General features: G+C 73.9%; 17 protein-coding genes. 12 read left to right on the top strand and 5 right to left on the bottom strand.

From position 1 onward, the window contains the following. The first annotated feature begins 18 nt into the window (after window positions 1–18). The 11 genes from ACFY3L_RS28010 to ACFY3L_RS27960 all read left to right on the top strand — a co-directional run bounded on the left by ACFY3L_RS28010 (window position 19) and on the right by ACFY3L_RS27960 (window position 22,080). Window positions 19–672 (top strand): hypothetical protein, encoded by a 654-nt coding sequence (locus ACFY3L_RS28010; RefSeq protein WP_389330179.1) that lies wholly within the window; start codon window positions 19–21, stop codon window positions 670–672. After that, entirely contained in the window at window positions 672–1,406 is a 735-nt protein-coding gene (locus ACFY3L_RS28005) for a PP2C family protein-serine/threonine phosphatase (protein ID WP_389330176.1), read from the top strand. Before ACFY3L_RS28010 ends, ACFY3L_RS28005 begins: the two co-directional genes overlap by 1 nt. After that, complete coding sequence (locus tag ACFY3L_RS28000) at window positions 1,403–2,887, top strand: FHA domain-containing protein (protein WP_389330173.1); 1,485 nt, start codon at window positions 1,403–1,405, stop codon at window positions 2,885–2,887. Before ACFY3L_RS28005 ends, ACFY3L_RS28000 begins: the two co-directional genes overlap by 4 nt. Further along, window positions 2,884–4,335 (top strand): serine/threonine-protein kinase, encoded by a 1,452-nt coding sequence (locus ACFY3L_RS27995; protein ID WP_389330170.1) that lies wholly within the window; start codon window positions 2,884–2,886, stop codon window positions 4,333–4,335. Before ACFY3L_RS28000 ends, ACFY3L_RS27995 begins: the two co-directional genes overlap by 4 nt. Beyond that, window positions 4,332–10,544, top strand: a complete 6,213-nt coding sequence (locus tag ACFY3L_RS27990) for an Ig-like domain-containing protein (RefSeq protein ID WP_389330167.1) — start codon at window positions 4,332–4,334, stop codon at window positions 10,542–10,544. The genes ACFY3L_RS27995 and ACFY3L_RS27990 overlap by 4 nt, the downstream gene beginning before the upstream one ends. A 19-nt stretch (window positions 10,545–10,563) precedes the next feature. Next, window positions 10,564–11,532, top strand: coding sequence for an AAA family ATPase (locus tag ACFY3L_RS27985; RefSeq protein WP_389330164.1), 969 nt, complete (start codon window positions 10,564–10,566; stop codon window positions 11,530–11,532). Then, on the top strand, window positions 11,529–12,710 hold the full coding sequence (locus ACFY3L_RS27980) for a DUF58 domain-containing protein (protein ID WP_389330161.1): 1,182 nt from the start codon (window positions 11,529–11,531) through the stop codon (window positions 12,708–12,710). Before ACFY3L_RS27985 ends, ACFY3L_RS27980 begins: the two co-directional genes overlap by 4 nt. Then, the gene (locus tag ACFY3L_RS27975) at window positions 12,707–15,046 is read left to right on the top strand and encodes a transglutaminase-like domain-containing protein (RefSeq protein ID WP_389330158.1); all 2,340 of its coding nucleotides are present in this window, start codon (window positions 12,707–12,709) and stop codon (window positions 15,044–15,046) included. The genes ACFY3L_RS27980 and ACFY3L_RS27975 overlap by 4 nt, the downstream gene beginning before the upstream one ends. Beyond that, a complete protein-coding gene (locus tag ACFY3L_RS27970; protein ID WP_389330155.1) occupies window positions 15,043–19,461 on the top strand; it encodes an FtsK/SpoIIIE domain-containing protein in 4,419 nt (1,472 codons plus the stop codon). The genes ACFY3L_RS27975 and ACFY3L_RS27970 overlap by 4 nt, the downstream gene beginning before the upstream one ends. A 30-nt stretch (window positions 19,462–19,491) precedes the next feature. Then, a complete protein-coding gene (locus ACFY3L_RS27965; RefSeq protein WP_389330152.1) occupies window positions 19,492–19,761 on the top strand; it encodes a hypothetical protein in 270 nt (89 codons plus the stop codon). Window positions 19,762–20,154: 393 nt separating this feature from the next. Beyond that, entirely contained in the window at window positions 20,155–22,080 is a 1,926-nt protein-coding gene (locus ACFY3L_RS27960) for a S8 family serine peptidase (RefSeq protein ID WP_389330150.1), read from the top strand. 90 nt (window positions 22,081–22,170) lie between these two features. On the opposite strand, the gene ACFY3L_RS27955 is transcribed toward ACFY3L_RS27960, so the two are convergent. From ACFY3L_RS27955 to ACFY3L_RS27945, 3 genes are all read right to left on the bottom strand, one after another. Next, complete coding sequence (locus ACFY3L_RS27955; RefSeq protein WP_389330147.1) at window positions 22,171–22,968, bottom strand: oxygenase MpaB family protein; 798 nt, start codon at window positions 22,966–22,968, stop codon at window positions 22,171–22,173. A gap of 266 nt (window positions 22,969–23,234) precedes the next feature. Next, window positions 23,235–23,534 carry a multiprotein-bridging factor 1 family protein gene (locus ACFY3L_RS27950; RefSeq protein ID WP_389330144.1) on the bottom strand — a complete coding sequence of 100 codons (300 nt, stop codon included), beginning with the start codon at window positions 23,532–23,534 and terminating at the stop codon, window positions 23,235–23,237. After that, entirely contained in the window at window positions 23,531–23,761 is a 231-nt protein-coding gene (locus ACFY3L_RS27945; RefSeq protein ID WP_389330141.1) for a type II toxin-antitoxin system RelE/ParE family toxin, read from the bottom strand. The genes ACFY3L_RS27950 and ACFY3L_RS27945 overlap by 4 nt, the downstream gene beginning before the upstream one ends. Window positions 23,762–24,051: 290 nt before the next feature. Here ACFY3L_RS27945 and ACFY3L_RS27940 point away from each other — a divergent pair, with 290 nt between their 5' ends. Next, a complete protein-coding gene (locus ACFY3L_RS27940) occupies window positions 24,052–24,333 on the top strand; it encodes a hypothetical protein (RefSeq protein WP_389330138.1) in 282 nt (93 codons plus the stop codon). 241 nt (window positions 24,334–24,574) lie between these two features. Here the strand turns inward: ACFY3L_RS27940 and ACFY3L_RS27935 are convergent, their stop codons facing one another. After that, window positions 24,575–25,249: a nucleotidyl transferase AbiEii/AbiGii toxin family protein gene (locus tag ACFY3L_RS27935; protein ID WP_389330135.1), complete on the bottom strand. Its 675-nt coding sequence runs from the start codon at window positions 25,247–25,249 to the stop codon at window positions 24,575–24,577. Window positions 25,250–25,251: 2 nt separating this feature from the next. After that, the gene (locus tag ACFY3L_RS27930; protein WP_389330132.1) at window positions 25,252–25,605 is read right to left on the bottom strand and encodes a hypothetical protein; all 354 of its coding nucleotides are present in this window, start codon (window positions 25,603–25,605) and stop codon (window positions 25,252–25,254) included. Window positions 25,606–25,832 lie beyond the last annotated feature (227 nt).

Below are 25,832 nucleotides of genomic sequence, written 5' to 3'. Positions count from 1 at the left end.
GAAGGAGCGAACCCGGCCATGGCCGAGACCACCTTGTTCACGTTCGCGGAGCTCGAGTTCGTGCTCCGGTCGGCGGCTGTGCCCGACGCGGCGCCGGTGGACGCCGCGCCCGGCGCGGCGCCGGTGGACGCCGTGCGCGAGCGGCTGCAACTGCAGCCGGAGGCGAGCGCCGACATCGTCGTCGCGTCCGGGATGGCGTCGCTGCTCGCCCGCGACCTGTGCACCGAACGCGACGGCGACGTCGTCCCCGGCGACCTCGTCGTCGCCGCGGTCGCGGCGCTGTCGACCCGGCACACCGTGTCGGAGGCGGCCGGCTGGATCGACGGCCGGCCCGTCGTGGTGCACCTGTTCAGCGGCACCGCGGCCCGCCTCGCCGTCTACCCGGGGTCGTTCGGGCTGTACCGCCTCGAGGCCGTCGACCCGGCCGAGCCCCTCGCGCGGCCGCTGATCCGGTTCCTCGACCAGAGCACCACCGGCGACGGCGAGGCGGCCGCCGTCTTCCGGTCGGCCACCGGTGCCGGGCCGGAGGTCGGCCTCGCCGCGGCGCGCAAGGCCGACGGGTCGTGGCTGCTGTCGGACTCGGTGGACAGCCCGGACGCGGGACGGCCGTCGACCCGCGAAGCGATCGTCGCCCGGATCGAGGAGCTGTTCGGCGAGAAGGCCGGTCGCTGATGGTGCTGACACGGGTCGGCGCGGCCTCCGACACGGGGCGGGTGCGCAGCCGCAACGAGGACAGTGCGCTCGCCGGCCCCGGGGTCTACGCGGTCGCCGACGGGATGGGTGGGCACGCCGCCGGCGACGTCGCCAGCGGGCTGGCCGTCGCGGCGCTGGGGCGGCTCGCCGACCGGCCGGACCGCGGCCCGCAGGACGTCCGCGCGGAGATCGCCCGGGCCAACAGCGACATCCTCGCCTCCGCGGGCGCCGACCCGGCCCGCACCGGCATGGGCACGACCGTCGCCGGGGTGAGCCTCGTGCGGGTGGCCGGCACCGAGCACTGGGCGGTGTTCAACGTCGGCGACTCCCGCGTCTACCGGTTCGTCGACGACGCGCTCACGCAGATCACCGTCGACCATTCGCTCGCGGACGACGCACCCCGCCGGCAGCACGTGGTGACCAGGGCGCTGGGGACCGACCCGGGGCCGGCCGCCGACCTGTGGGTGTTTCCGCCGACGCCCGGGGAGCGGTTCCTGATCTGCTCCGACGGGCTGTCCCGGGAGCTCGCCGACACGGAGATCGCCGCGGTCCTGCGGTCCGAGCCGGGCGCTCAGGACGCCGCGGATTCGCTGGTACGGCGTGCCGTCACCGCCGGGGGCCGGGACAACGTGACGGCCGTCGTCGTCGACCACGTCACGCCCGCGGACCCGGACGAGGACATCCACACGACACCGCCGAGGCGGCGGGCGTGACGGCGGCGCACCCGGTCGTCGGCGCCGGTTACACGCCGGGCGGCTGGCTCGCCATGGCGGGCCCCGGCCTTTGGCTGCTCGCCGACGCGTCGCCCGGCGACCCCGTCGTGGGCGAGTGCTGGCCGCTGGTCCGCGCCGGCGCCGCCCTCGCCGAGATCACCCCGGCGCTGACGGCTGCGGGCACGCCGGTGGCGTTCGCCGCGGCGCACCGCCGCGCCGGTGGCGTCCGCGTCGTCGTGCGCGGCCACGCGTGGGCCGAGATCGTCGGCGTCGATGGTCACGTCACGACGCTGCGCCCGGACGCGCTCACCGGCGCCGAGGAGACCGAGACCGACCGGCCCGTCGCCGCCGTCCGCCTCGGCGGTCCGGCCACTCCCACGGCCGCCCCGTTGGGCACCGCCGATCCGCTGCCCCTGGACGCGGGCGTCGTCCTGGCCGCCGAGCTGGTCACCCGCCTCGCGCCCCTGGAGGAGCACGAGCCGCCGGCCGGTCCCTCTGAGCCGGGCGATCCGTCGGAAGGGGCCAAGGAGGACCCGACCCGCTTCTTCGCCATGATGGGCCTCACCACGGCGGCACCGGCCCGCACGGAGGAGTTCCCCGAGCCACCCCCGGCGCCACCCGTGGAGCTCCGCCCAGCGCCGCAGCAGCAGGAGCAGCACCCTGAGCCGATCGGTCTGACCACCGTCCGGCCCGTCGAATCCGCACCCTCGGGGCGTGGCGGCGGCGACGTCATCGACCTGGACGACCTCGACTGGCTCATCACCCCGCCGCCACCGGCATCACCGCCGGTCGTGCAGACCCCGCCGATCGCCCAGACACCGCCGTACGTCCACACACCGCCGTACGTCCACACACCGCCGCTCGTCGAGACACCGCCCGTGATCCAGACGCCGCCGATGCCCGTCCAGCAGATGCCCGTCCAGCCGACGGCCGTTCAGCAGCACGCGGCACCGGCCGCGGATGACGACGACGCGCTCATCTTCACCACGGTGCGCGCCGCTCGCGGCCGCACCGGGCAGGGGCCGGCGGTGAGCGCCGTGCGCTGCCCCGCCGGGCACCTCAACGACCCGGCCGCCCGCGACTGCCGGGCCTGCGGCGAGCGGCTGCTGGTGCAGTCACCGGTGCGGGTCGCCCGGCCGCCGCTCGGGGTGCTGCGACTGTCCACAGGCGACACCATCCTGCTCGACCGGGACGTCCTGCTCGGCCGGGCCCCCGGCACCCCGTCCGGCAGCGGGGCCGACGAGCCGCACTACGTCAAGCTGTCCAGCCCGTACAACGACATCTCCCGCAGACACGTGGAGGTCCGGCTCGACGGCTGGGACGTGATCGCCGTCGACCTCGACTCCCGCAACGGCACCATCGTCGAGCAGCCCGGCGAGGCACCCGTGGAGCTCCCCCGCGGCGGCAGCCAGGTGCTGCGGCCCGGCGCGATCGTCGGCCTCACCGAGGACGTGTCGTTCCGGTTCGAGGTGAGTGAGTGAACGTCCAGCCGCCGGCCATCGCCGGATACGAGTTCCGCGGCCGGATCGCCGGCGGCGGGCACTCCGTCGTCCTGCGCTACCACCAGGTGCGTGAGCAGCGCGACGTCGCCGTGAAGGTGCTGACCCTGCGCGGCGCGGAGCGGGGCGCGTCAGCGCGGGTCGTCGCCGAGGCGAACAAGATGGCCAAGCTGAGCAACCACGGCAACATCGTGCCGATCTTCTTCAGCGCCGAGGACGGCGACCGCCCTTACATCGTGATGGCGTACTGCCCGGGCGAGGACCTCTGGACCCTGCTGAAGCGCGGCCCGTTCACGGTCCGGCGGGTGCTGCGCATCGGGGTGCAGATCGCCGACGCGCTGCAGGCCGCCCACACGCTCGGCATCGTCCACCGCGACATCAAGCCGGCGAACATCCTCACCGACGAGTACCGCAACCCACGCCTCACCGACTTCGGCATCAGCGTCCTCGACGAGGACCCCGGCGACGAGGACGGCGGCGTCGCCGTGTCGATCCCGTGGGCGCCGCCTGAGGTGCTGCGGGGCGAGCCGGCCGGCATCACCGCCGACGTCTACTCGCTCGGCGCGACCCTGTGGAACCTGCTGACCGGCCGGATGCCGTTCGCCGTGCCGTCGGGCGACAACTCCCCGGAGGCGATGGAGGCCCGCATCCTCGCCGGCCGCGCCCCGCGGACCGGACGCGCCGACGTCCCGGCCGCGCTGGAGCAGTTCCTGGCGAAGATGCTCGCGCCCGCACCCGGTTCGCGTCCGGCGACCGCCCTGGACGTGGTCCGGGAGCTGGAGCACATCGAGGCCGCGTGCGGCGGGCCGGTCCGCGCCGAGGATCCGTGGCACGAGACCGCGGCGGCGGCGCCGGCCGCCGACGACGACGCGCTCCTCACCCGCACCAGGGTCCGGCGCCCCAAGCCGGCCGAGCCGGGCGTGGAGACCCGCACCCAGCGCCGGACCCCGTCCGCGCCGGTGACGCCGGTCGCGGCCGTCGAGCCGGAGGCACCGGCCCGCAACCGCCGCTGGATCGTCGTGGCGGCCGCGGCGGTACTGGTGGCCGGCGCGACCGCGTTCGCCCTGACCCGCACCGGTGACACGCCATCCGCGCAGCGGACCGGACAGGCCGGGCGGGCCGGGCAGGAGACGGCACCGGCGCAGGACGCGGGCGCCGGCGGCGACCTGGTCCCGCCGGGCGTCCCCGCGATCGTCGCCGAACGCACGGACCCGGCGCACCTCCGGTTCACCTGGACCTATTCGGCCCCGTACGACAGCGACACGTTCGCCTGGCGGACGAAGGACGGCGCGAAGAGCGGCGTGGTCGACGCGCCCACCGTCGACATCGAGGCGCCCGCCGGGACGGAGGTCTGCGTGCAGGTCAAGGTCGTCCGCGCCGACGGTGGCAACGGCACCGTCGACTGGTCCCCGGCCGGGTGCGGCCGATGAGGACCCCAGACCCCGCCGCGGTCCTCGCCCGCGTCGGCCGGGCGGCCCGCCGCCGCTGGACCGAGCTGGCGTCCGCTCTCGTCATCGGCGGCGGCTCGCTGATCCTCGTCGTGTCCGCCGTCCTCGCCACCGGGTTCCCGGTGCGCCGGGTCGAGCTCAACGACGGCGGCATCTGGGTCACCAGCGACAAGGACGGCCTCTTCGGCCGGCTCAACAAGCCGGCCGGCTCCCTCGACGCCGCGCTCTACCCGCCCGGCGGCGCGCAGCAGGCCTACGCCCTGGACGTCGTGCAGGACGGCAAGGCCGTCGCCGCCTGGGACAAGGGCACCGGCCGGCTCATCCCGGTGGACGTCGAGCGCGGCGTCACCGTCGGCGACCGTGGCGTCCCCGTCTCGTCGGCGCAGCAGGTCGGGCTGGCCGGCGGCACCCTCGCCGTCCTCGACCCGCAGTCCGGCAAGGTGTGGGCGGTCCGCGTCGACGGCGCCGCCGGCCTGTCGTCGCTGAGCGAGCTGGACCAGGCCGGCACCCCCGTCGCCACGGTCGGGGAGCAGTCGGTCCTCGCCGTCGGCGTCGACGGCACCGTCCACGCGCTCTCCGCGGACGGCCGCCTCGCCACCGTCACGCCCGCGGCCGGCGGGTTCGCCGCGGCCACGTACCGGCAGCTCGGCGCGATCGGCCGGCCCAGGCTCACCGCCGTCGGCGCCCGCCCGGTCGTGCTGGACACCGTCTCCGGCCGGCTGACGGCGATCGACGGCGGCACCGCCCAGCTGACCGGCGTCGACGACAAGACCGTCCTGCAGCGGCCCGGCCCGGCGACCGGCGGCGTCGTCGTCGCCACCGGGAAGGAGCTGCTCACCGTCGACCTCGGCAGCGGCGCCACGACCTCGCTCGGCGCGGCGCCCGGCGGCGACCCGGCCGCCCCCGTCCGCCTCGACGACTGCGTCCACGCCGCCTGGTCCGGCACCAGCGGCGGCTACTTCCGTGCCTGCGGCGGCGCGCCCGCCGCCAAGGGCAACCTCAAGGACGCGCAGGTCCTGGAGCGGCCCGTGTTCCGGGTCAACCGCGGCGCGATCGTCCTCAACGACCTCAGCACCGGCGCCGTGTGGGACCTCGCCGACCAGCGCCGGGTCGACAACTGGTCGTCGGTGCGGCCGCCGCCGGTACAGGTGGACGACGACAAGACCAAGAAGAACGAGAGCGACGTCCCGCTGCCGGACCGCAAGCCGAAGGCCGTCGACGACACCCTCGGCGCCCGTCCGGGCCGCACCACGCTGCTGCACGTGCTGGACAACGACTCCGACCCGTCGGGGCTGATCCTGTCCGTGACCGCGGTGACCACCCCCGACCACCCGGACGTGCGGGTCGTCATCGCCGCCGACGGGCAGTCCGTCGCGCTGACCGTGCCGGCGCAGGTGAAGCCCGGCACGTCCGTGCACTTCCGCTACACCGTCGACGACGGCACCTCCTCGGCCGACGCGGCGGTGACCGTGCAGCTGCGCCGCCCGGACGAGAACACCGCACCCGCGCTGCGGACCGGCTTCAAACCGCCGGTGTGGACCGTGCCGGCCGGCGGGCAGCTGTCGCTGCCGGTCCTCACCGACTGGCGTGACTTCGACGGCGACCCGGTGGCCCTCACCGCCGCCGCCGCGAAGGCCGGCACCGTGACCACCACCCCCGACGGGTTCCTGAACTACACGGCGCCGGCCGAGGGCGGCCAGCAGCGCCTCACCTACCAGGTGTCCGACGGCATCGCCGCCCCGGTCGCCGGATCCGCCGATGTCACCGTGCAGGCGGCCACCGCCACCAACGCCGTCGCCGCGACCGCGCAGCCGGACGTGGCCCGTGGCCAGGTCGGCCAGCCGATCACCCTGCACCCGCTCGACAACGACCTGCCGGGCTCCGACCCGGCGAACCCGGCCGCGCGGCTCGCCCTCGCCGGTGAGCTGGCCAGCCCCGCCAACAGCACCGTCGTCACCAACCTCAAGAACGGCACGGTCGTGCTGACCGCCGCGAAGCCCGGCCCGTACCTGCTGGAGTACAAGGTCGCGTTCGGCAACGCCCCGTTCGCCAAGGGGCAGATCCGCGTCGACGTGGTGCCGGTCCCGGCGTCGCCGGCGCCACCGGTCGCGATGCCCGACTACGCCGTGCTGCGCGGGCAGCTCGCCACCACGGTCGACGTGCTCGCCAACGACTTCGCCGCCTCCGGCGGGGTGCTGCTCGTGCAGCGTGCGTCCGTCGCGGACACCGGGAACCCGGGGGCGCAGCTCAGCGTCGCCGTGGTCGACGGGCGGTGGCTGCGCATCGCCGCGCTGAGCGCCGGCACGTCAGCCCAGCCGCAGCTGGTGCGCTACACCGTCACCGACGGCACGACCGCACCCGTCACCGGCGAGGTCACCGTCACCCGGCTGCCGGAGGCGCCCGACATCAGGCCCGCACCGAAGGACGACGCGGTCACCATCCGGGCGGGGGACGTGGTCACCGTCGCCGTCCTCGACAACGACACCAACCCCGGCGGCGCGCCGATGTCCCTCGCCGCGGACGTGCCCGGCGCCCCCGGCCCGGGGCAGCTGACCGTCACCTCGGCCAAGGGCAGCGACCCGGAGGTGAACGGCCGCGCCTACGTGACAGGTGACCTCGTCCGCTACGTGCCGCCCGCGACCGTGACCGCGCCGCTGCAGGTGAGCGTCGCCTACGTGGTCCGCAACACCGCCGGCGACCAGGCCACCGGGCAGCTGCGGGCCACCGTGCTGCCGCTGCCGGGCGCCGCCAACGCCAACCGCCCGCCCGCGCCGCTGCCGGTCGAGGGCCGGGCCGTCGCCGGGCAGACGATCCGTGTCACGGTGCCCGTCACCGGCGCCGACCCCGACGGCGACGCGGTCACCCTCGTCGGTCTCGGCTCCGCGCCGGCCCTCGGCCGGGTGCTCAGCGTCAACGCCACCTCGCTGGAGTACCAGGCGTACCCGACGAGTGCCGGCACCGACACGTTCACCTACCGGGTCACCGACCGCTTCGGCGGCGTCGGCGAGTCGACCGTCCGAATCGGGGTCGCCCCGCCCGGGGCCCCGCAGCCGCCGGTCGCCGTCGACGACGAGGTCACCGCCGCGCCCGGGGCGAAGCTGCACGTCGACGTGCTCGCCAACGACGTCTACGCCGACACGGTCAGCATCCAGCCGCTGGTCGGCGCGCCGGCCGGGGTCACCCTCGCCGGCCCGGCCGGACCGATCGACGTCGCCGTGCCCGAGCTGACCGGCAAGCCGCTGGTCGTCGTGTACACCATCACCAACGGCGTCGGTGAGCCGTCGGCCGCCACGCTCACCGTGCGCGGGCAGCGCGACTACGACATCCCGCCGGTCGCGTTCGACGCGTACCCGGCCGTGGAGGGCGGCGCCCGCACGGTGACCGTCGACGTCGTCAAGCAGTGCGTCGATCCGGACGGCGACGCCGCCGACCTGGTCGTCACCCGCGTGTTCGACCCGGCCGCGACCCAGGCCGGCGGCCGGATCACCGTCCCGGTCACCGACGTGCCGCACACCGTCGCCTACGAGGTGAAGGACCCGGGCGGGGCGACCGCGATCGGGCTCATCCACGTGCCCGTCCCCGGCGCCGGCGCCCCGTACGCCACCCCCGGCAAGACGATCACCGTCGGGCGGGACGGCACCGCGAAGGTCGACCTCGCCGACTACGTGACCGACCCGGCCGGCAAGGCGGTGCGGCTCACCACCACCGACAAGTTGTGGGCGTCGCCGGACCCGTCGCTGACGGCGAAGGCCGACGGCGAGCGGGCGGTGACCCTCACCGCGCGCGGCGGTTACAGCGGCCCCGGCGCGCTCACGTTCGAGGTCACCGACGGCGCGTCGCTGACCGACCCGGCCGGGCAGGTCGCCGTCATCACCGTGCCGGTCCAGGTCGGCCCGCCGACCCCGGTCCTGCACTGCCCCGACGACCCGTTGCCGGTCGTCGAGGGCGGCGCCCCGCTGAGCCTCGACGTCACCGCTATCTGTCACGTGTGGGCGCCGGACCGCGGCACGCTGCCGGGCCTCACGTACACCTTCGGCTGGAAGCAGCAGCCGGCCGGCAACGTCACCCTCGCCGGGTCCGGGCAGCACGTCGGCACGGTCACCGCCGGGGCCGGCTCGCCGCCCGGCTCGACCGGCGTCGTCACGGTCGCCGTCGACGGGCACGACGGCGTCACCGCCGAGCTGACCGTCCGGGTCCTCGCCGCGGCACCGCCGACGATCAGCGCCGTCACCGTCGACGGCATCAAGGCCGGCGAGCCCACCACCGTGGACCTGACCCGCTACGTGCGCTCGCAGCTGCGCGACCCGCAGATCAGCGTCGTGTCGGTGAGCAGGACGAGCGGCATGAACGCGACCGTGACCAGCTCCGGCGCGAGCGTCCAGCTGACCCCTGCCGGCGACGCGCACGGCACGATCACGTTCGCGGTGACGGTCACCGACGTCGCCGACAGGGGGCGCACCGACCGGCACGTCACAGGGCAGATCACGCTGCACGTCCTCGGCGTGCCCGACGCCCCCGGCACTCCAGCCATCGACCGGACCGTGCTGAGCAAGTCGGTCGCGCTGTCGTGGGGCGCACCGGCCAACAACGGCGCACCCATCGAGCAGTACGAGGTCGCCTGGTCCGGCGGCAGCCAGGCGTGCGCGGCGTCGCCGTGCCTGATCACCGGCCTCACGAACGGGCGGGGCTACACGTTCACCGTGCGGGCCCGCAACCTCGTCGGCTGGAGCAAGCCGAGCCCCGCGTCGGCGGTCGCGACCCCCAACACCGTCCCCGGTGCGGTCACCGCCCTGGCCACGGCCGACCCGCAGGACCACACGCTGCGGCTGAGCTGGGCCGCGCCCCCCAACGAGGGCACCCCGGTCACCCGTTACGACGTCACCTGGACCGGCGGCGGGCGGCAGTCCGCGACCGGCACCGGCCTCACCGCGACCGGCCTGGACAACGACACCGTCTACACGTTCACGGTCGTGGCGGTGAACGCGAAGGGCCCCGGTGAGGCGGCCACGGTCGACGGCCAGTCGGCCGGTGCCCCCGCCACCCCGCCGGCGCCGACGGTCACGTCGGTGGACTCCGCGGACTCCTCGTCGCGGGCGGTCACCGTGTCCTGGCCGGCGGTCGGCCCCAACGGGCCCGGCCCGACGACCTACACCGTCAACCGGACCGGCGGCGGCGGGAAGGTCGTCTGCGCCGCGGTGACCGCGCGCTCGTGCGCCGACGACGGGCTCGCCAACGACGGGACGGTCTACACGTACACGCTGACCGCGGAGAACTCCGTCGGGCACAGCTCCGCGGCTGGCCCCGGCACCCAGATGGAGGCCGCGTCGACGCCCGACCCGATCACCAACGCGTCGGCGACCCCGACCGGCAGCGACGGGCAGGCGACGCTGCGCTTCGACGCGCCGGCCTCGCACGGCGCGACCAACACCGTCAGCTGCACGTGGAGCGGCGGCAGCTGCGGCACCTGGACCTACCCGGCGGGCGGGCAGGCCGGCGCGACGCAGACCGTCAACGGCCTGCCCAACGGCCAGGCCGTCGGGCTGAGCCTGCGCACCTGCAACGGCAGCAGCGGCGGGTCCGGGTCCGGCAGCCCGTGCAACACGGCGGTGACGGCGAACGTGACGACCTACGGCCCGATGAAGGACCTGACCATCAACACGTTCGCGAGCGGCCCCAACGCCAACTGGGTCGTCAGCGTCGACCCCAACGGCCGGCCCGCGACCGTCACCGTCCGCACGAGCGTCCGCACCGACACGTACACCACCGGCAACGGCTACTGGAGCTACTCGGGCAGCGACGTCGTCGGCTACAACGCCAGCGACACGATCACCGTCACGGTGACCGACGCCGGCCGGGCCACCCTCACGCAGTCGCACACGCAGACGACGGGCCCGGCACCGGCGACCGTCACCGTCTCCAAGGGCGCGGCCTGCGGGGGCGGCGGCGGGGCGGCCTGCCGCGGCGCCGGCACCTGCTCCAACCCGTCGTGCGGCTACATCCGGGTCACCACCGCGAACTTCCCCGGCAACGTCACCTGCACCTTCAACAGCCAGCACGGCCCCGGCGGCTTCGTCAGCGGCACGTGGACCTCGAACCAGACCAAGGACTCCAGCAACTGGTACGGCTACCCCGGCGAATGGGTCTCCGCGACCTGCGGCGGCGTCACCGGGCAGTTCACGTGGCCCGGGTAGGCCCGGAAAGGAACCCCTCATGAACGTCACACCCGAACAGGCGGCGAAGTTCCGCGAGACCTTCGACCGGCTCGTCGCCAACGTCAACACGGCGATCCTCGGCAAGGACCACGTCGTGCGGCTCGCCTTCACCTGCCTGCTGTCCGAGGGGCACCTGCTGCTGGAGGACTACCCGGGCACCGGCAAGACGTCCCTCGCGCGCGCCCTCGCCAACACCGTCAAGGGCACCAGCTCCCGCATCCAGTTCACCCCGGACCTGCTGCCCTCCGATGTCACCGGCGTCCAGGTGTACGACCAGAGCACCCGGCGGTTCGAGTTCATGCCCGGCCCGATCTTCCACTCGATCGTCCTCGCCGACGAGATCAACCGGGCGTCGCCGAAGACCCAGTCGGCGCTGCTCGAGGTCATGGACGAGGGGCACGTGACCGTCGACGGCACCCGCTACCCGGTCGGCCGGCCGTTCATGGTCATCGCCACCCAGAACCCGGTGGAGCAGGCCGGCACCTACCCGCTGCCGGAGGCGCAGCTCGACCGGTTCCTGATGAAGGCCGGCCTCGACTACCCCGACCACGACGCGATGGTGGCGCTGCTGCGCGACTCCGCGGTGCGGGACCGGGCCGCCGACGTCCGCCCCGTCATCGCGGCCGGGGTCCTCGAGCCGTTGAGCCGGCTCGCCGACCACGTGCACGTCCGGGACGAGATCCTCGCGTACGTGAGCCGCATCGCCGAGGCGTCCCGGCAGCACAAGCACGTGAAGCTCGGCGTCTCCGCCCGCGGCTGCCTCGCCTACGTGCGGTGCGCGAAGACGTGGGCGATCGCGCACGGACGGACCTACGTCACCCCCGACGACATCCGGATGCTCGCCCAGCCGCTGCTGTCGCACCGGGTCCTGGTCAACGCCGAGGCCCAGTTCGACGGGGTCACCGTCGACCAGGTGCTGCGGGAGATCTTCTACGAGGTGGCGCCGCCGCTGGAGCGGGCCGCATGAGGCTGCCGCCCGTCGCGGACCGGCTGGCCGGGGCGGTCCGGGCGGCGACCCCGCTCGGCCGGCTCGTGCTGGCCGGGTCGGTGCTGGCGCTGGCCGCCGGGGCTTACGCCGACTGGATCGAGGCCGTCACCGCCGGCCTCACCGGCCTGTTCACGCTCGGGATCGCGGCGCTGTTCACGGTCGGGCGGACCGCGATCACCGTCGACGTCGCGCCGCAGCGCCGCCGGGTCGTCACCGGCGAGCACGCCCCGGTGACCGTCACCGTCACCAACGTCGCGCCGCGCCGCATGCTGCCCTTCACCCTCGAGGTCGGCGCCGGCGCCGGTCTCGAGGTGTTCGCCGTGCCGGGGCTCGCCGCCGGCGCGACCCACGCCAACGCCTTCGAGATCCAGGCCCGGCGCCGCGGTGTCATCCCCGTCGGTCCGGCGACCAGCGTCCGCGGCGACCCCCTGCGGCTGCTGCAGCGGCGCGTCGAGTGGGCCGGCCGGCAGGAGGTGTTCGTGCACCCGGCGACGGTCCGGCTCGACCCGGTCGGCCAGGGGCTGCTGCGCGACCTCGAGGGCCGCACCACCAACGACGTGTCGATGAGCGACCTCGCGTTCCACACGCTGCGCGAGTACGTGCCCGGCGACGACCGCCGGTACATCCACTGGCGCTCCTCGGCGAAGGCCGACACGTTCCTCGTCCGGCAGTTCCAGGACACCCGCCGCACCTGCCTGCTCGTCGTCGTCGACGACACCGCGGACGCGTACGGCGACCCGGACGAGTTCGAGACGGCGGTGTCAGCGGCCGCGTCGGTCGCGGTCCGCTCGGTCGACGACGCCGTGGACGTCACGCTCCTCGCCGGGCCGCACTGGACCGGCAGCGACCTCGCCTCCCGCCGCAACCGGCAGAAGGTCCTGGACACCTGCGCCCGCGCGGACCTGGGCGCCGGCGGGCTGCCGCAGCAGGTCGCCCGCGGAGTCCGGGCCGTGCCGGAGGCCACCTACGCCGTCGTCGTCACCGGATCCCGGCCCACGTTCGCCGACCTGCGGCGCGCCTGCGCCCAGCTGCCCGCCGGGATGCCGGCCGTGGCGGTGCGGGTCGACCCGGGCGCCCGGCCGCGGCTCGCCGCGCACGCCGCCCTCACCGTCGTCACCCTGCCCGACCTCGCCGACCTGCCGGGGCTGCTGCGATGAGAACGACCCGCACCGACTTCACCGACGCCGGGTTCGTCGCCGCGCTCGGCGCGCTCGCCCTGCTCGGCTTCGCCACCACGTTCGCCGGACGGACCTGGCTCGCCGTCGGCGGCGCGGGCCTCGGCGCCGGCCTGCTGCTCAGCCACCTCGTCAGCGCCGCGCGCAAGCCGGTGCTGGTGCTCGCCGCCGCGGTCGTCGTGGCGTTCTTCGCCGGTGGCGTGCCGCTGGTCCTTCCGGGGGCGCCGCTGACCGCCGGGACCGTCCGGACGCTCGCGGAGTCCGCCGTGTACGGGTGGAAGCAGCTGCTCACCACCCTGCCACCGGTCACCGAGGCGCGGCTCGTCGTCGTGCCGTGGATCCTCGGCCTGGTCTGCGGGGCCGCCGGATCCGCGGTGGCGCTGCGGGTCGCGCCCGCACCGGGCCGGGCCGCCGCGGCGCGGGCCGCCGCCCCGGTCGCCGTGCCCGCCCTCACCCTCGGCCTGGTCATCCTGCTCGGCACCCACGAGCCGGCGGCGCGGCTCGCCGACGGCGTGGGCTTCGCCGTCCTCGCCCTGCTCTGGACCACCGTCCGGCTCGGCCGGGTCGCCGGCTCCGGCCGTGCGCGCGGCGGGCGGCGGGCCGGCCGGATCCTCGCCGGGGCCGCCGTCCTCGGGCTCGCCGCCGCGGCCGCTTCCGCCGCCGGGCCGGTGCTCGCCGCCGGCACCGACCGGGAGGTGCTCCGCGACCAGGTGGTGCCGCCGTTCGACATCGGCGCCTATCCCAGCCCGCTGGTGGGCTTCCGCAAATACACGCGCGACGCCAACCAGCTCTGGGACCAGCCGCTCTTCACCGTCACCGGCCTGCCCGACGCGACGCCGGTGCGCATCGCGCTGCTCGACGACTACGACGGCTCCGTGTGGGGGGCCGGCGGCGGCACCGGCCGCACCGACGGCGGCTACCAGCGGGTCGGCACCACCTTCGGACCGGTCGGCGGCACCACCGTGCGGGTCACGATCGCCGCCGCCTATGCGGCCGCGACCGACCTGAACCCGTGGCTGCCGGGCGCCGGCACGGCCGGGTCGATCGAGTTCGCCGGGGCCCGCCGGGCCGCGCTCGCCGAGAGCCTCCGGGTCAACCTCGCCGCGTCGACCGGCCTCGTCACGGCCCGGCTCGCCACCGGTGACAGCTACACCGTGCGGACCACCGTCGCGCCGGTGCCCCTGCCCGAGGACGCCCAGCCGGCCGGGCGGCCGACCCTCACCGAGAGCGCCCAGGCGCTGCTGTCCAGCAAGGTCGCCACCTGGACCCGGGGCGCCGCCGGCCGGACCGCCCAGCTGCGGGCCGTCGCGGCCTACCTGCGCGCCAACGGGGCCTACACCGACGGCGGCCCGGGAGAGGGCCAGTACCTGCCGGGGCACAGCCTCGGCCGGCTCACCGCGTTCTTCAACGCCAACCGGCCGGTCGGCAACGACGAGCAGTACGCGGCCGCCTACGCCCTCGTCGCCAACTACCTGGGGATGCCGGCCCGGGTCGTGCTGGGCGCCACGCCCGGCCCGGGCGGGGTGGTGCGCGGCAGCGACGTGCACGCGTGGGTCGAGGTGCACGTCGCCGGCGGCTGGGCGACGGTCCCGCAGACCGAGTTCATGCCGGACGTGTCGAAGAAGCCCGAGCAGCAGCCGCCGCAGGCCGCCGAGAACACCGACGCGATCATCGTCCCGCCGCCGAACGCCGCGCGGCAGCCGACGTCCACCACCGACACCAGCCGCACCGACCCGCGCACCACCGGCGGCGACAGGCGCGAGATGCCGTGGTGGCAGCGCTGGTGGCGGCTGATCGCGCCGGCCGTCACCTACGGCGGGCCGCCGGTGCTCGTTGTTCTGCTCGCTGCCGGTGCCGTCATCGGTTGGAAGGCGCGGCGCCGGTACCGCCGGCGCACCCGCGGACCGGTCACCGGCCGCTACTCGGGTGGCTGGCGGGAGCTCGTCGACGCGGCCCGCGACCTCGGCGCCGACGTCCCCGCCGGTGGCACCCGGCAGGAGGAGGCGGTCCTGCTCGCCGATCGCGGCCTCGGCCGGGTCGGCCCCGCGCGACCCGGAGCCCCCGGGCCCGACGTCGACCTCGGGCGGCTCGCCACCGCCGCCGACGCCGCCGTCTACGGCGCGGGCGAGCCGCCCCCGGCGCAGGCGGCCGAGTTCTGGCGGGAGATCGACGCGGCCCGCCGGCTGCTGACCCGCTCCGGTGGGCGGTGGCGGCGGGTGCGGGCCGCGCTCAGCCCGAGGTCGCTGCGCCCCCGCCGGCGCCGGCGGCACGCCGCCCCGCCCACCCGCACCGTGGCCGTGCCTGGAGGAGCCCGTTGAAACTGAAATTCACGCTGCGCAGGCAGGGCGCACCCGACGTCGACCTGCTCGCCACCGTCGACGCCGGCGCGACCGTCGGCGACCTCGCCGGGTACCTGCTGCGCGCCGACCCACGCCGGCACGGCACGCCCCCGCCGGCCCGCCGGGACATGCCGACCCTGCGGCTCGCCGGCCCGCGGGACCGGACGCTCGACCCGGCGCTCAAGCTCGCCGAGAGCGGCCTGCACTCCGGGATGACCGCCGCGGTCACGGTCACGCCCGACACGTACGACACCCGCCGCGGTGACACGGTCGCCGTCATCACCGTCACCGCCGGCCCCGACACCGGCCGCGAGTTCGTGCTGCAGTCGCGGACCACCGTCATCGGCCGGGACCGCGGCTGCGACGTCCGCCTCACCGACCCGATGGTGTCGCGGCAGCACGCCCGGCTCACCGTCGGCGGGAGCGCCGAGATCGTCGACCTCGGCTCGGCCAACGGCCTCGAGTTCGGCGGGGAGCAGACCACCCGGGCCACCCTGCGCTCCGGCGACACGATCCGCATCGGCGACACCGACCTGACCGTGCGGATCTCCAGCGGCGCGCCGGTCGACCGCGACGCCGCCGCCGAGGGGTTCATCCGCTCGCCGCGGCTCGCTCCCTACTACGAGGGGACCACCCGGCCCGCCCCGGAGCCGCCGCAGCGGCCGACGCCGGCCCGGCTGCCGCTGGTCGCGCTGGCCATGCCGATGCTGCTCGGCGCGATCCTGTACTCGATCACCAAGTCGACCACATCGCTGATCTTCGTGGCGCTCAGCCCGCTGATGATGATCGGGTACAGCGTCGAGCAGACCATCGCCGGCCGGTCGGCGTTCAAGAAGGCGCTGCGGGTCTTCCGCGACGACGTCGAGGCCCTGGACGTGGAGGCGACCGCGGCCGCCGCCGAGGAGGTCGCCGCCCGCCACCACGAGCACCCGTCACTCGCCGACTGCGTCGAGGCGGTCCGGCTCGGCACCCCGCTGCTGTGGACCCGCCGCCCGGGCGAGCCCGGCTTCGCCGACCTGCGCCTCGGCACCGGCCGGCAGCCCGCCCGCAACCGCATCGAGCTGCCGTCGAACCGGCACCTGCCGCGGGACCTGCTCGGCGAGCTGACCGCGCTCGTCCACCGGCACGACACCGTCGACGGGGTGCCGATCGTGGCCCGCCCCGCCGAGCACGGCGCCGTCGGCGTCGCCGGGCCGCGGGAGCCGCTGCTGGCCGCCGGCCGGGCGTTGGTCGTGCAGGCCGCCGCCCTGCACTCGCCGGCCGAGCTGGTGCTGTGCGCGTTCGCCTCACCGGCGGCGGCGCCGCAGTGGGAGTGGCTCAAGTGGCTGCCGCACACCACCTCGGCGCACAGCCCGCTGCCGGCGCGGCACCTCGCGTCCGGGCCGGAGAGCGGGATCGCGCTGGCGTCGGCTCTGGAAGAGCTGCTCGCCGCCCGCCAGGGCAAGACCGCCGGGCCGCTGCCGGCGCTGCTGGTCCTCGTCGAGGACGACGCCCCGGTCGAGCGCAGCCGCCTGGTCGAGCTCGCCGAGCACGGCGCCGCGCACGGCATCCACGTGCTGTGGCTGGCCGGCGACACCACCCGGCTGCCCGCCGCCTGCCGCACGTACGTCGAGCTGAACCCCTCCGGCGCCGGCGCCTACGCCGGTTTCGCCCACGACGGGCAGCGGGTCGACCCGCTGCAGGTCCAGTACCTGGACCCGGCCACCGCCGCGGAGCTGGCCCGGCGGCTCGCCCCGCTCGTCGACGTCGGCGCCCGCCTCGACGACGACACGGACCTGCCGCGGGCAGTGCCGCTGCTCGCCGTCACCGAGCAGCCGCTCAGCCCCGACCCGGCTGTCGTCATCGAACGCTGGCAGGCGAGCCGGTCGATCGTCACCGGTCCGTTCGCCCCACCGGTGCCGGCGAAGCAGGCCGGCACGCTGCGCGCCGTGATCGGCCGGTCCGCGCTCGGCGCGCACGCCCTCGACCTGCGCTCGGACGGGCCGCACGCGCTCGTCGGCGGCACCACCGGGTCCGGCAAGAGCGAGCTGCTGCAGTCGTGGATCCTCGCCATGGCCGCGGCGCACAGCCCGCAGCGGCTCACGTTCCTGCTCATCGACTACAAGGGCGGGTCGGCGTTCAAGGACCTCGCCGACCTGCCGCACAAGGTCGGTCTCGTCACCGACCTCGACCCGCACGAGGTCCGCCGCGCGCACGTGTCGCTCGCCGCCGAACTGCGCCGCCGGGAGAAGCTTTTCGCCCTGCACGGCGCCAAGGACCTGGTGGAGCTGGAGAAGAAGGGCATCACCGACGCACCGCCGAGCCTCGTCATCGTCGTCGACGAGTTCGCCGCCCTCGTCACCGAGCTGCCGGAGTTCGTCGACGGGATGATCAACGTGGCACAGCGGGGGCGGTCGCTCGGCGTCCACCTGATCCTCGCCACGCAGCGCCCCGCCGGCGTCATCAAGGACAACCTGCGGGCCAACACCAACCTGCGGCTCGCGCTGCGCACCGCCGACGAGTCCGACAGCGTCGACGTGCTCGGCTCGCCGCAGGCCGCCTACTTCGACTCCGCCGTCCCCGGCCGGGCCGTGTCGAAAACCGGCCCCGGCCGGTTGGTGCCGTTCCAGACCGGCTACGCCGGCGGGTGGACCCGCGACGAGCCGGACCCGCCGGAGATCCTTGTCGAGGAGCTCGGCTTCGGCGTGCGGACCGTCTGGGAGCCGCCCGACCGCGCGCTCGACGAGACCCCCGCGGACCTCGGCCGCACCGACATCCAGCGGCTCGTCGCCGCGCTCGAAGGCGCCCGGGTGCAGGCCCGGATCGGCCGGCCCGCCCAGCCGTGGCTGCCGCCGCTCGGCGAGATCTATGACCTCTCCGACCCGTCCCGGGTGCCCGTGTCACGCGGCGACCAGGAGCTCGTGTTCGGCATCCAGGACGACCCCGACGAGCAGGCCCAGCCCCCGGTCGCGTTCCGCCCGGACACCGACGGCAACCTCGCCGTGTACGGCACCGGCGGATCCGGCAAGAGCACCCTGCTGCGCACCATCGCGGTCGCGGCAGGCTCGACGTCGGTGCGCGGCGGCCCCTGCCACGTCTACGGCCTCGACTTCGGCGCCCGCGGCCTCGACATGCTCGAACCCCTCCCGCACGTCGGCAGCATCCTCGGCGCGACCGAGCACGAGCGCATCGCCCGGCTGCTGACCGAGCTCAGCCGGCTCGTCGCCGAACGCGCCGAACGCTTCGCCAAGGCCGGCGCCGGCACCATCACCGACTACCGCGCCGCCGCCCTCGGCCGCCCCGACGAGGCCCGGATCCTGCTGCTCGTCGACGGCGTCGCCGCGTTCCGGCAGGCGTACGAGACCGGCGAACGGGCGCGGCTGTTCGACACGTTCTGCGCCATCGCCGTCGACGGCCGACCGGTCGGCATCCACGTCGTGCTGACCGCCGACCGCCCGGCCTCGGTGCCGTCGGTCCTGTCGTCGGCCGTGCAGACCCGGGTGGTGCTGCGGATGGCCGACCCCAACGAGTACCACGGCATGAACCTGCCCGCGGACGTGCTCAAGCCCGGCTCACCACCGGGCCGCGGCCTGCTCGGCGGCGCGTCGGCGGCGTCCGCGGCGGAGTTGCAGGTCGCGCTGCTCGGCGCGCGGGCCGACGTCGGCAGCCAGGCCGCGAACCTGCGGGAGTTCGCCCGGGCCCTCACCCAGGCCGGCGTACGACCCGCCCCGGCCGTCGCCGAGGTGCCGAAGCGGGTCCCGATCGACCTGCTGCCGGCCGCCCTCGGGGAACTGCCGGTGCTCGGCGTCGCCGCCGCCACCATGCAGCCGCAGCCGTTCGCTCCCGAAGGAGTGTTCCTCGTCATCGGCGCGCCCCAGTCCGGCCGCACCACCGGCCTGCGTACCCTCGCGGCCGCGCTCCGCCGCTGGGACCCGGCGATCCGGCTGCACTGCCTGAGCGCCCAGCGCCGCTCCAGGCTCGCCGCGTCGCCGTTCTGGACCGACCGGGCGGCCGGGGCCGACGAGGTCAACCGGCTCGCGAAGCAGCTCACCGAGGACCTCACCGGCAGCGCCGGGCGGCGGGCCGCGGTGTTCCTGGAGAACGTCGTCGAGCTCGCCGGCATGGCCGAGGCGCCGCTCAACGACCTGCTGAAGGTCTGCCGGGACGAGGACGTGTTCGTCGTCGCCGAGGGCGAATCCTCGGCGCTGACGTCCAGCTACGGCATCCTCGGCCAGGTCCGCGCCGGCCGGTACGGCCTGGCCTTCGCCCCTGACATGAACGACGGCGACCGCTTCCGCACGCCGTTCCCGCCCCGGCTCAACCGGGCGGACTTCCCACCCGGGCGGGCGCTGTTCGTCCGGGGCGGCACGACCGCGGTCGTGCAGGTCGGCATCACCGATGAAGCCAGCCATTGAACCCAGTAGGAACACGATGAGAGGAGCACCATGTCCGGCTTGACAGGGATGGACATCTCGGCCGTCCGCACACTCGCCAGCCAGCTCTCGGCGAAGGCGGACGAGATCGAGACCATCGCGAGCACCCTCACCGGCCAGCTCGACGGCACCCAGTGGATCGGCGCGGACGCCGACGGCTTCCGCAACGACTGGCTCAACACCCACCGGGTGCAGTTGCAGAACGTCGCCGGCGCCCTGCGTGACGCCTCGACCCGCGCCACCAACAACGCGAACCAGCAGGAGCAGGCCTCGGCGTCGTAACCACCGCTCCGGGCCGGCGGCGACGAGTTTCCTCGCCGCCGGCCCTCTGTTCATTTCGAATCGCGAAATGCCAACTCGCTTTCCGACACCTGGCTTCCCATTCCTTGGGCCGCGTTCGTTCAATTCGAAGAAATGAGCGTTCCGAGCGGCGGTGAATATCCACCGTACAGACGAGTGATATTCACCTGACGGCACCAATACGATCGCCGTACCCCAATCACCACACGGGGTCACCCCCCGTTTCGCAGGAGGCCAGGATTGAATTCCCGGTTGCCCAGGTATGCCCTTTTAGCCGCAACAGCGGCAACGACCGTCGTGGCGGGCGCAACAATCGCGCCCATGGCCGCGGCGGCCGAAACCACCGGCCCTAACCTCAGCTATGTCGTCAACGCGGTGAGCAAGGATCGGACGGCGGACGCCGCCGCCGCCGTCACCGCAGCCGGCGGCACGGTGACGGTGTCGTACGCCCAGATCGGCGTCGTCATCGCACGCTCCACGAATCCTTCGTTCGTCCAGGCGGTGAAGGGCGCCGCCCAGGGCGCCGCCGTCCTCTCCGTGGGCGCGACCCGGACCGCGGCCCTGCCGGCCCTGGCCGAGGACGCCGAGGCCGTCGAGGACTACACGCCGGACGCGTTGGAGAACGCGACGCGGCAGAGCGACATGGTCCTCATCGGCGCGCGTGCGGCGCACGAGGCCAACCTCGGCAGCCCCACCGTCACGGTCGGGGTGCTCGACGACGGCATCGACGCCAACCACCAGGACCTCGCGCCGGTGGTGGACCAGTCGAAGTCCGTCAGCTGCGTCGGCACCGGCGCTCCCGACACGACGCCGGGCGCGTGGCGGCCCACCAGCCTGACCGCCGACTACCACGGCACGCACGTGGCCGGGACCATCGCCTCGGCGAAGAACGGCGTCGGCATCGTCGGCGTCGCGCCCGGCGTGAAGCTGGCCTCCATCAAGGTGGTCAACTCCGACGGCTTCATCTACCCCGAGTACGCGATCTGCGGCTTCGTCTGGGCGGCCGAGCACGGCATCCAGGTCACGAACAACAGCTACTACATCGACCCGTGGCTGTACTGGTGCGAGAGCCAGGCCGACCAGGCGCCGGTCGTCGAGGCGGTCCGCCGCGCGGTGGGCTACACCACCGCGCAGGGCATCCTCAACGTGGCGGCGGCGGGCAACGAGAACCAGGACCTCGCCAACAAGACGGTGGACACGACGAGCCCCGACGACACCAACCCGGTGCGCCGCACGCTCGACCCGAGCTGCCTCGACCTGCCGAGCGAGCTGCCCGGCGTGGTGACGGTCTCCTCCACCACCCAGCCGACCGTCCCCGCGACGGCCGTCGGGCCGTGGGCTCCGGGCCTGACCACGCAGCCGGCGCGGTCGTCCTTCTCCAGCTTCGGCCTCGGGGCCGTGGACGTGGCCGCACCCGGCTCGAGCATCTACTCCACGTCCCCCTCGACCGGAGTCAGCAGCTACCGCACGCTCTCGGGCACCTCGATGGCGTCGCCGCACGTGGCGGGCGTCGCCGCGCTGCTGGTGTCCAAGCACCCGGGTGCGACCCCGGACTACATCGCCGAGCTGCTGCGCAAGCAGGCGATCCCGCTGGCCTGCCCCACCTCCGGCACCGACTACACCCAGGGCCGGTGCAAGGTCGACCCCGCGAACCCGAACGTCAACGGCTTCTTCGGGCACGGTCTGGTCAACGCGTACAAGGCCGTCACCGAGGCCGAGGACGTGACCGCGCCGACCGTGGCGGTCACCGGCGTCACCCAGGGCCAGCAGATCACGCTCGGCGTGTCCGTCACGCCCGCCTGCACGACGACCGACGCGGGCAGCGGCGTGGCGAAGGCCGCGACCCTCTCCGTCACCGGCGGCCCGAAGGTCGGCTACTTCACCGCCACCTGCACCGGTGGCCGTGACCGCGCCGGCAACACGGCCGCCCCGGTCAGCGCCACCTACCAGGTGGTGTACGGCTGGCACGACTTCGGCTCGCCGATCAACGTCGACAAGCTCAACGTCGTGAAGGCCGGCAGCGCGGTCCCGGTGAAGTTCGGCCTCTCGGGCAACCAGGGCCTGAACATCTTCACCGGCGGCGCCCCCGCACTGCAGACGGTGGCGTGCGACACCTCCGCAGCGCAGGACCCGGTGGAGACGACGGTGACGGCGGGGTCGAGCTCGCTGACCTACGACGCGGCAGCCGACCAGTACAACTACGTCTGGAAGACCCAGAAGACCCAGGCGAAGACGTGCGGCCGGCTGGTCGTCACGCTGATCGACGGCACCACCCACACCGCGAACTTCATGTTCACCTGACACTGATCGAACCCAGCGGCCCGGAGGCGAACGCCTCCGGGCCGCTGCCTTTGAACGCCCTGAGCCAACTGGCGTGCGCAGCCCGCACTCCTACGCCGGCGTCTGATCGGCCAGGCCGCGCCGGGTCCGCGGGGTGGTAGGCGTCGCCCGGGGCGGCAGAAGGCGCACCACCCAGCGGCGGGCGAGCAGGGCCGCGTGCACCGCAGCCCGCACAGGCCGGGGCGGCGGGCGCAGGCCCACGGCGGCTCGGGTGCCCGGGGCCAGCAGGGCGGCCACGACCGGGCGGACCAGCGGGCGCAGCCACGGCCGGACCCGGGCCCTCGCCATCGCCAGCGTGCGTTCGCTGCACAGCTGACCGGCCTCGCTGAAGGCGAAGCCGGCCTCGGCCCGCTCCAGCTCGCGGGCCAGCTCGTCCGGTGAGCGGGGCAGGGCGCGCACGCCCATCCGCCGGCCGAGCTCCGCGTAGAACACGGCCAGCGCGGTGCGCTCGCCCGGGGTGAGCGCCCGCCAGCCGAAGCGGTCCAGCCAGCGGGTCAGCGTCACCGCCAGGGCGGCCAGCGCGAACGCGTTGTGCTCGGCGGTCACCGGGGTGCCGCGGTGGCTGCGGTTGACCCATCGCAGGATCGCCCGGCCGCGCGGGGAGTCCAGGCCGTGCTCGACGAGGTCGCCGAAGGTCAGCGACGTGATCTCGGCCCGTTCCAGCAGGGCGTCGGTGTGGCCGACCGCGGCGGCGACGGACGGGTTGGCGTACAGGTGCCAGATCATCAGGCGCCCGGCCATGCGCACGTCCCACGGGAACTCGTGGAACATGAGCAGGCGGACGATCTCGGCGTGGTCGCGCACCGGGTCGAGGCCGGCGACGCGGTCTCGTAAGTGGTAGCGGCGCACGCCGCCAAGATAGCCACAGGACGCTACCTGGTCTCCGTGACCGCGGTCGCGGTGACGGTACCGTCGGCGTTCTGGCCCTGCACCGGCGACCGAGATCTTCGAACGAAATCGGACTGCGCCACGCCCACCATGCCCCTACTTGCCAGCTTGCCGTCCAACTGCTTCGTATTTGGCTCCCTAGCAACGGCGCGCGCTCGTCACAGCACAGGCGCCGACCGGCAACAAGTTTCAAGATGCTTGGTGCGCCTCAACCACGACGGCGAGAATCATGCCGCATCAGGCCTGGCATGAAATCCGACCGCCAGCTCGACGTCGAGGGCTCGTGCCAGGCGCTCCAGAACTGGCAGTGTCGGTACTGTGCCGCCGGCCTCGAAGCGTGCCACCGCAGACTGCGTCATCGCGGCCGCCTCCGCCAGCTCGGTTTGACTCCAGCCACGGCGTTCGCGAAGCTCCCGAACCGACCGCCCCAACTCGAACGCGAGCTTGGTCGACTCGTATGCCTCAGCAGCCCCCGGCTCGGCCATCCGCCGGCTGCGCAGTTCGTTCCAATCGCCGCGGCCGCTCATCCCTCAACTCCCTCTTCGACGGTGTGCATCTCGGCCATGCATCGCGCCAGTGCCCGCCGAGCCCGCTTGACCTCACTGGTCTCACGGTCGCGGGTCTTGCGGAACACCGTGAGAAGAATGATCCGCTCTCCTGATGCGACCCAATAGGTGATCCGTACGGCGTCACGCTCCAGGTGAAACCGCAGCTCACGAAGCTTTCCGTCGAGCTGTTCGGTGTACGGCTGCACCGAGCAGTGGCCCATCATCTGCCAAGAGGTCGATGTAGAACGCCACTCGGGCGAACTGCACAGTCGTCAGCTCTTCGAGCCACTCCCGAACCTCTGGCTCCAACTCCACGGCACTCCAGGTCATAGCATCGATGCTATAGGCACCCCACGAGTCGCCGACCGCCTCGAAAGCAACCGAACAACCGGGAGACCAGGACCGTGCCCGACAAACCACACCATGTTCACGAATCCATCCGCAGGTGGCTCAGCGGCGAGGTATCCAGCGCTGACCGCAACGCCATGACGACGCAATGAGCGTCACGCAGATACCACACCGCCAGACCGCCACCGTCGAGCACTCCCCTGGCCAGCTCAGCCTGATCATCGTCATGGTCCAGCAGGACCGCGGCAGCGCCGCCGTTGACCTGCGCGTCCTACCGCACGCCGACCAATGCCGGACACTCCTCAACGCCGAGGCACTGGACCAGGTCATAGCGGCGCTCACCGAGGCGCGCCAATACACCGCGGGACGAGCGACCCATGGGAGAGCCACGATGGCCGCCAGAAGGGGCAAGCGCGATCCGCACGGCTGACAGTCGCCGCAATGGCCCACTCATGGCCCACGGCGGGTTTCGAGTCGGTTGACACACGAGAGGCTCTGGCTGGACTTACGTCCTGACCAGGGCCTCTGCGTCCGAGCGGGTGAAGGGAATCGAACCCTCACTGTCAGCTTGGGAACCGTACATGTCACCCTCACCAGACGCGTGAACCGCCAGGTCTCGCCTGCGGCGAGCGGCCTGGAGCGGCCCGGCCCTCGCCTGGATCAATGGCCCGCTAATGGCCCGGCGCGTCTCGGGCCTTCGACAGCTGTGCCCGCCATCCGTCAACGCGATCCCGGAGCGCCGAAACCTCGGCAGGATTGACACCGTACTCGGCGAAATCCTCATCATCGAATCGTGTGATCGACCGCAGCATCTGCTCGAAGATTGCCCGGTCGAAGCCTGCGTCAACCACCTCGGCAAGCTGGCACAACTGATCCAGCGTGTAACGCTCGCTTGCGATCGCGGCATCGATGTCGAGGAAGTCGCGCGCGGCGGCGCGGTTGTACAGGGCGTCCACCTTGCCGGCCATGACGTCGTCAGCGTGCAGCACTGGGCCGATGTCCATCTGCACCGGCGGCTGCGAACGCCAGTTGGCGACCAGCTCGACTCGGTGGTGCTCGCTTTGCTCTGCCGGGTGCGTGAGGTAGAGCCGGGCAAACGTCTCCGTGCGGTGATCGATCTCTACCTCGTAGCCGGCTGCCACGTAGGCGGCGATGACGACTTCGACCGCGGCGGGAAAGTCGGCCCGTCGTTGCCAGTCGGCGAAGAGATCGACGTCCTCGCTCGGACGCTGCAGGATGCCGTGGGCGGCAACGGCGTGACCGCCGGCAAGCGCGAACCCGTGCTGTCCGCCGGCCCGGAGTCCGATCTCTGCGAGCCGTCGGTGCGTTGGTCCTTTGTCGTGCATCACTAGGCAGCAGGCCGCCTTGTGGCGGCGAGGTTGGGAAACTGCGCTTCCCAGAGCTGCCGAACCTGCGGCGGCAGCACAAGGTCGCGCCAGAGCCTCTGCAGCGTCGGGCCGTCGAGCCATGTCTGGAGTTCCTCGACATGTGTGGCCTCGCGAAGCACCGTCTCGTACATGCTCGCCAACCGTCGTGGGTTACCGAGGTCGTAGACAGCCCGTCCCGACCAGTTCAACCGCCGGTCGAGGCTTACCTCACCGGTGGTCGGACCATGCAACTCGCCCAGGTCGGTCACGACGACGTATGGACGCTGGTCCGCGTAGCGCGACCCAAGCGGCGCTCGGGCGCCTTCCGTACTCATTCCCGCACCTCCATCGCCGAGCGACTCGTGTCAACGGTAGTCCACCGACCGGTCGTGGCGAGCTCCGCCGCGACGTCGCCGCCTGAGGCACGTAAGCGCGTCGAGATAGCTGACAGTTGCGGTAATGGCACGCTAGGCCGTGTCTCTTGGATCTCGGGTGGTGAGGTCGCGGAGCCAGATTTTGATGGTTGCGACGTCGATGGTGGCCAGGTACATGAAGGCACGCT

The organism is Dactylosporangium sp. NPDC000521, assembly GCF_042898305.1.
GTDB lineage: Bacteria > Actinomycetota > Actinomycetes > Mycobacteriales > Micromonosporaceae > Dactylosporangium.
The sequence above is the reverse complement of the archived record's forward strand: the minus strand, read 5'-3'. Positions and strand labels throughout refer to the sequence as shown.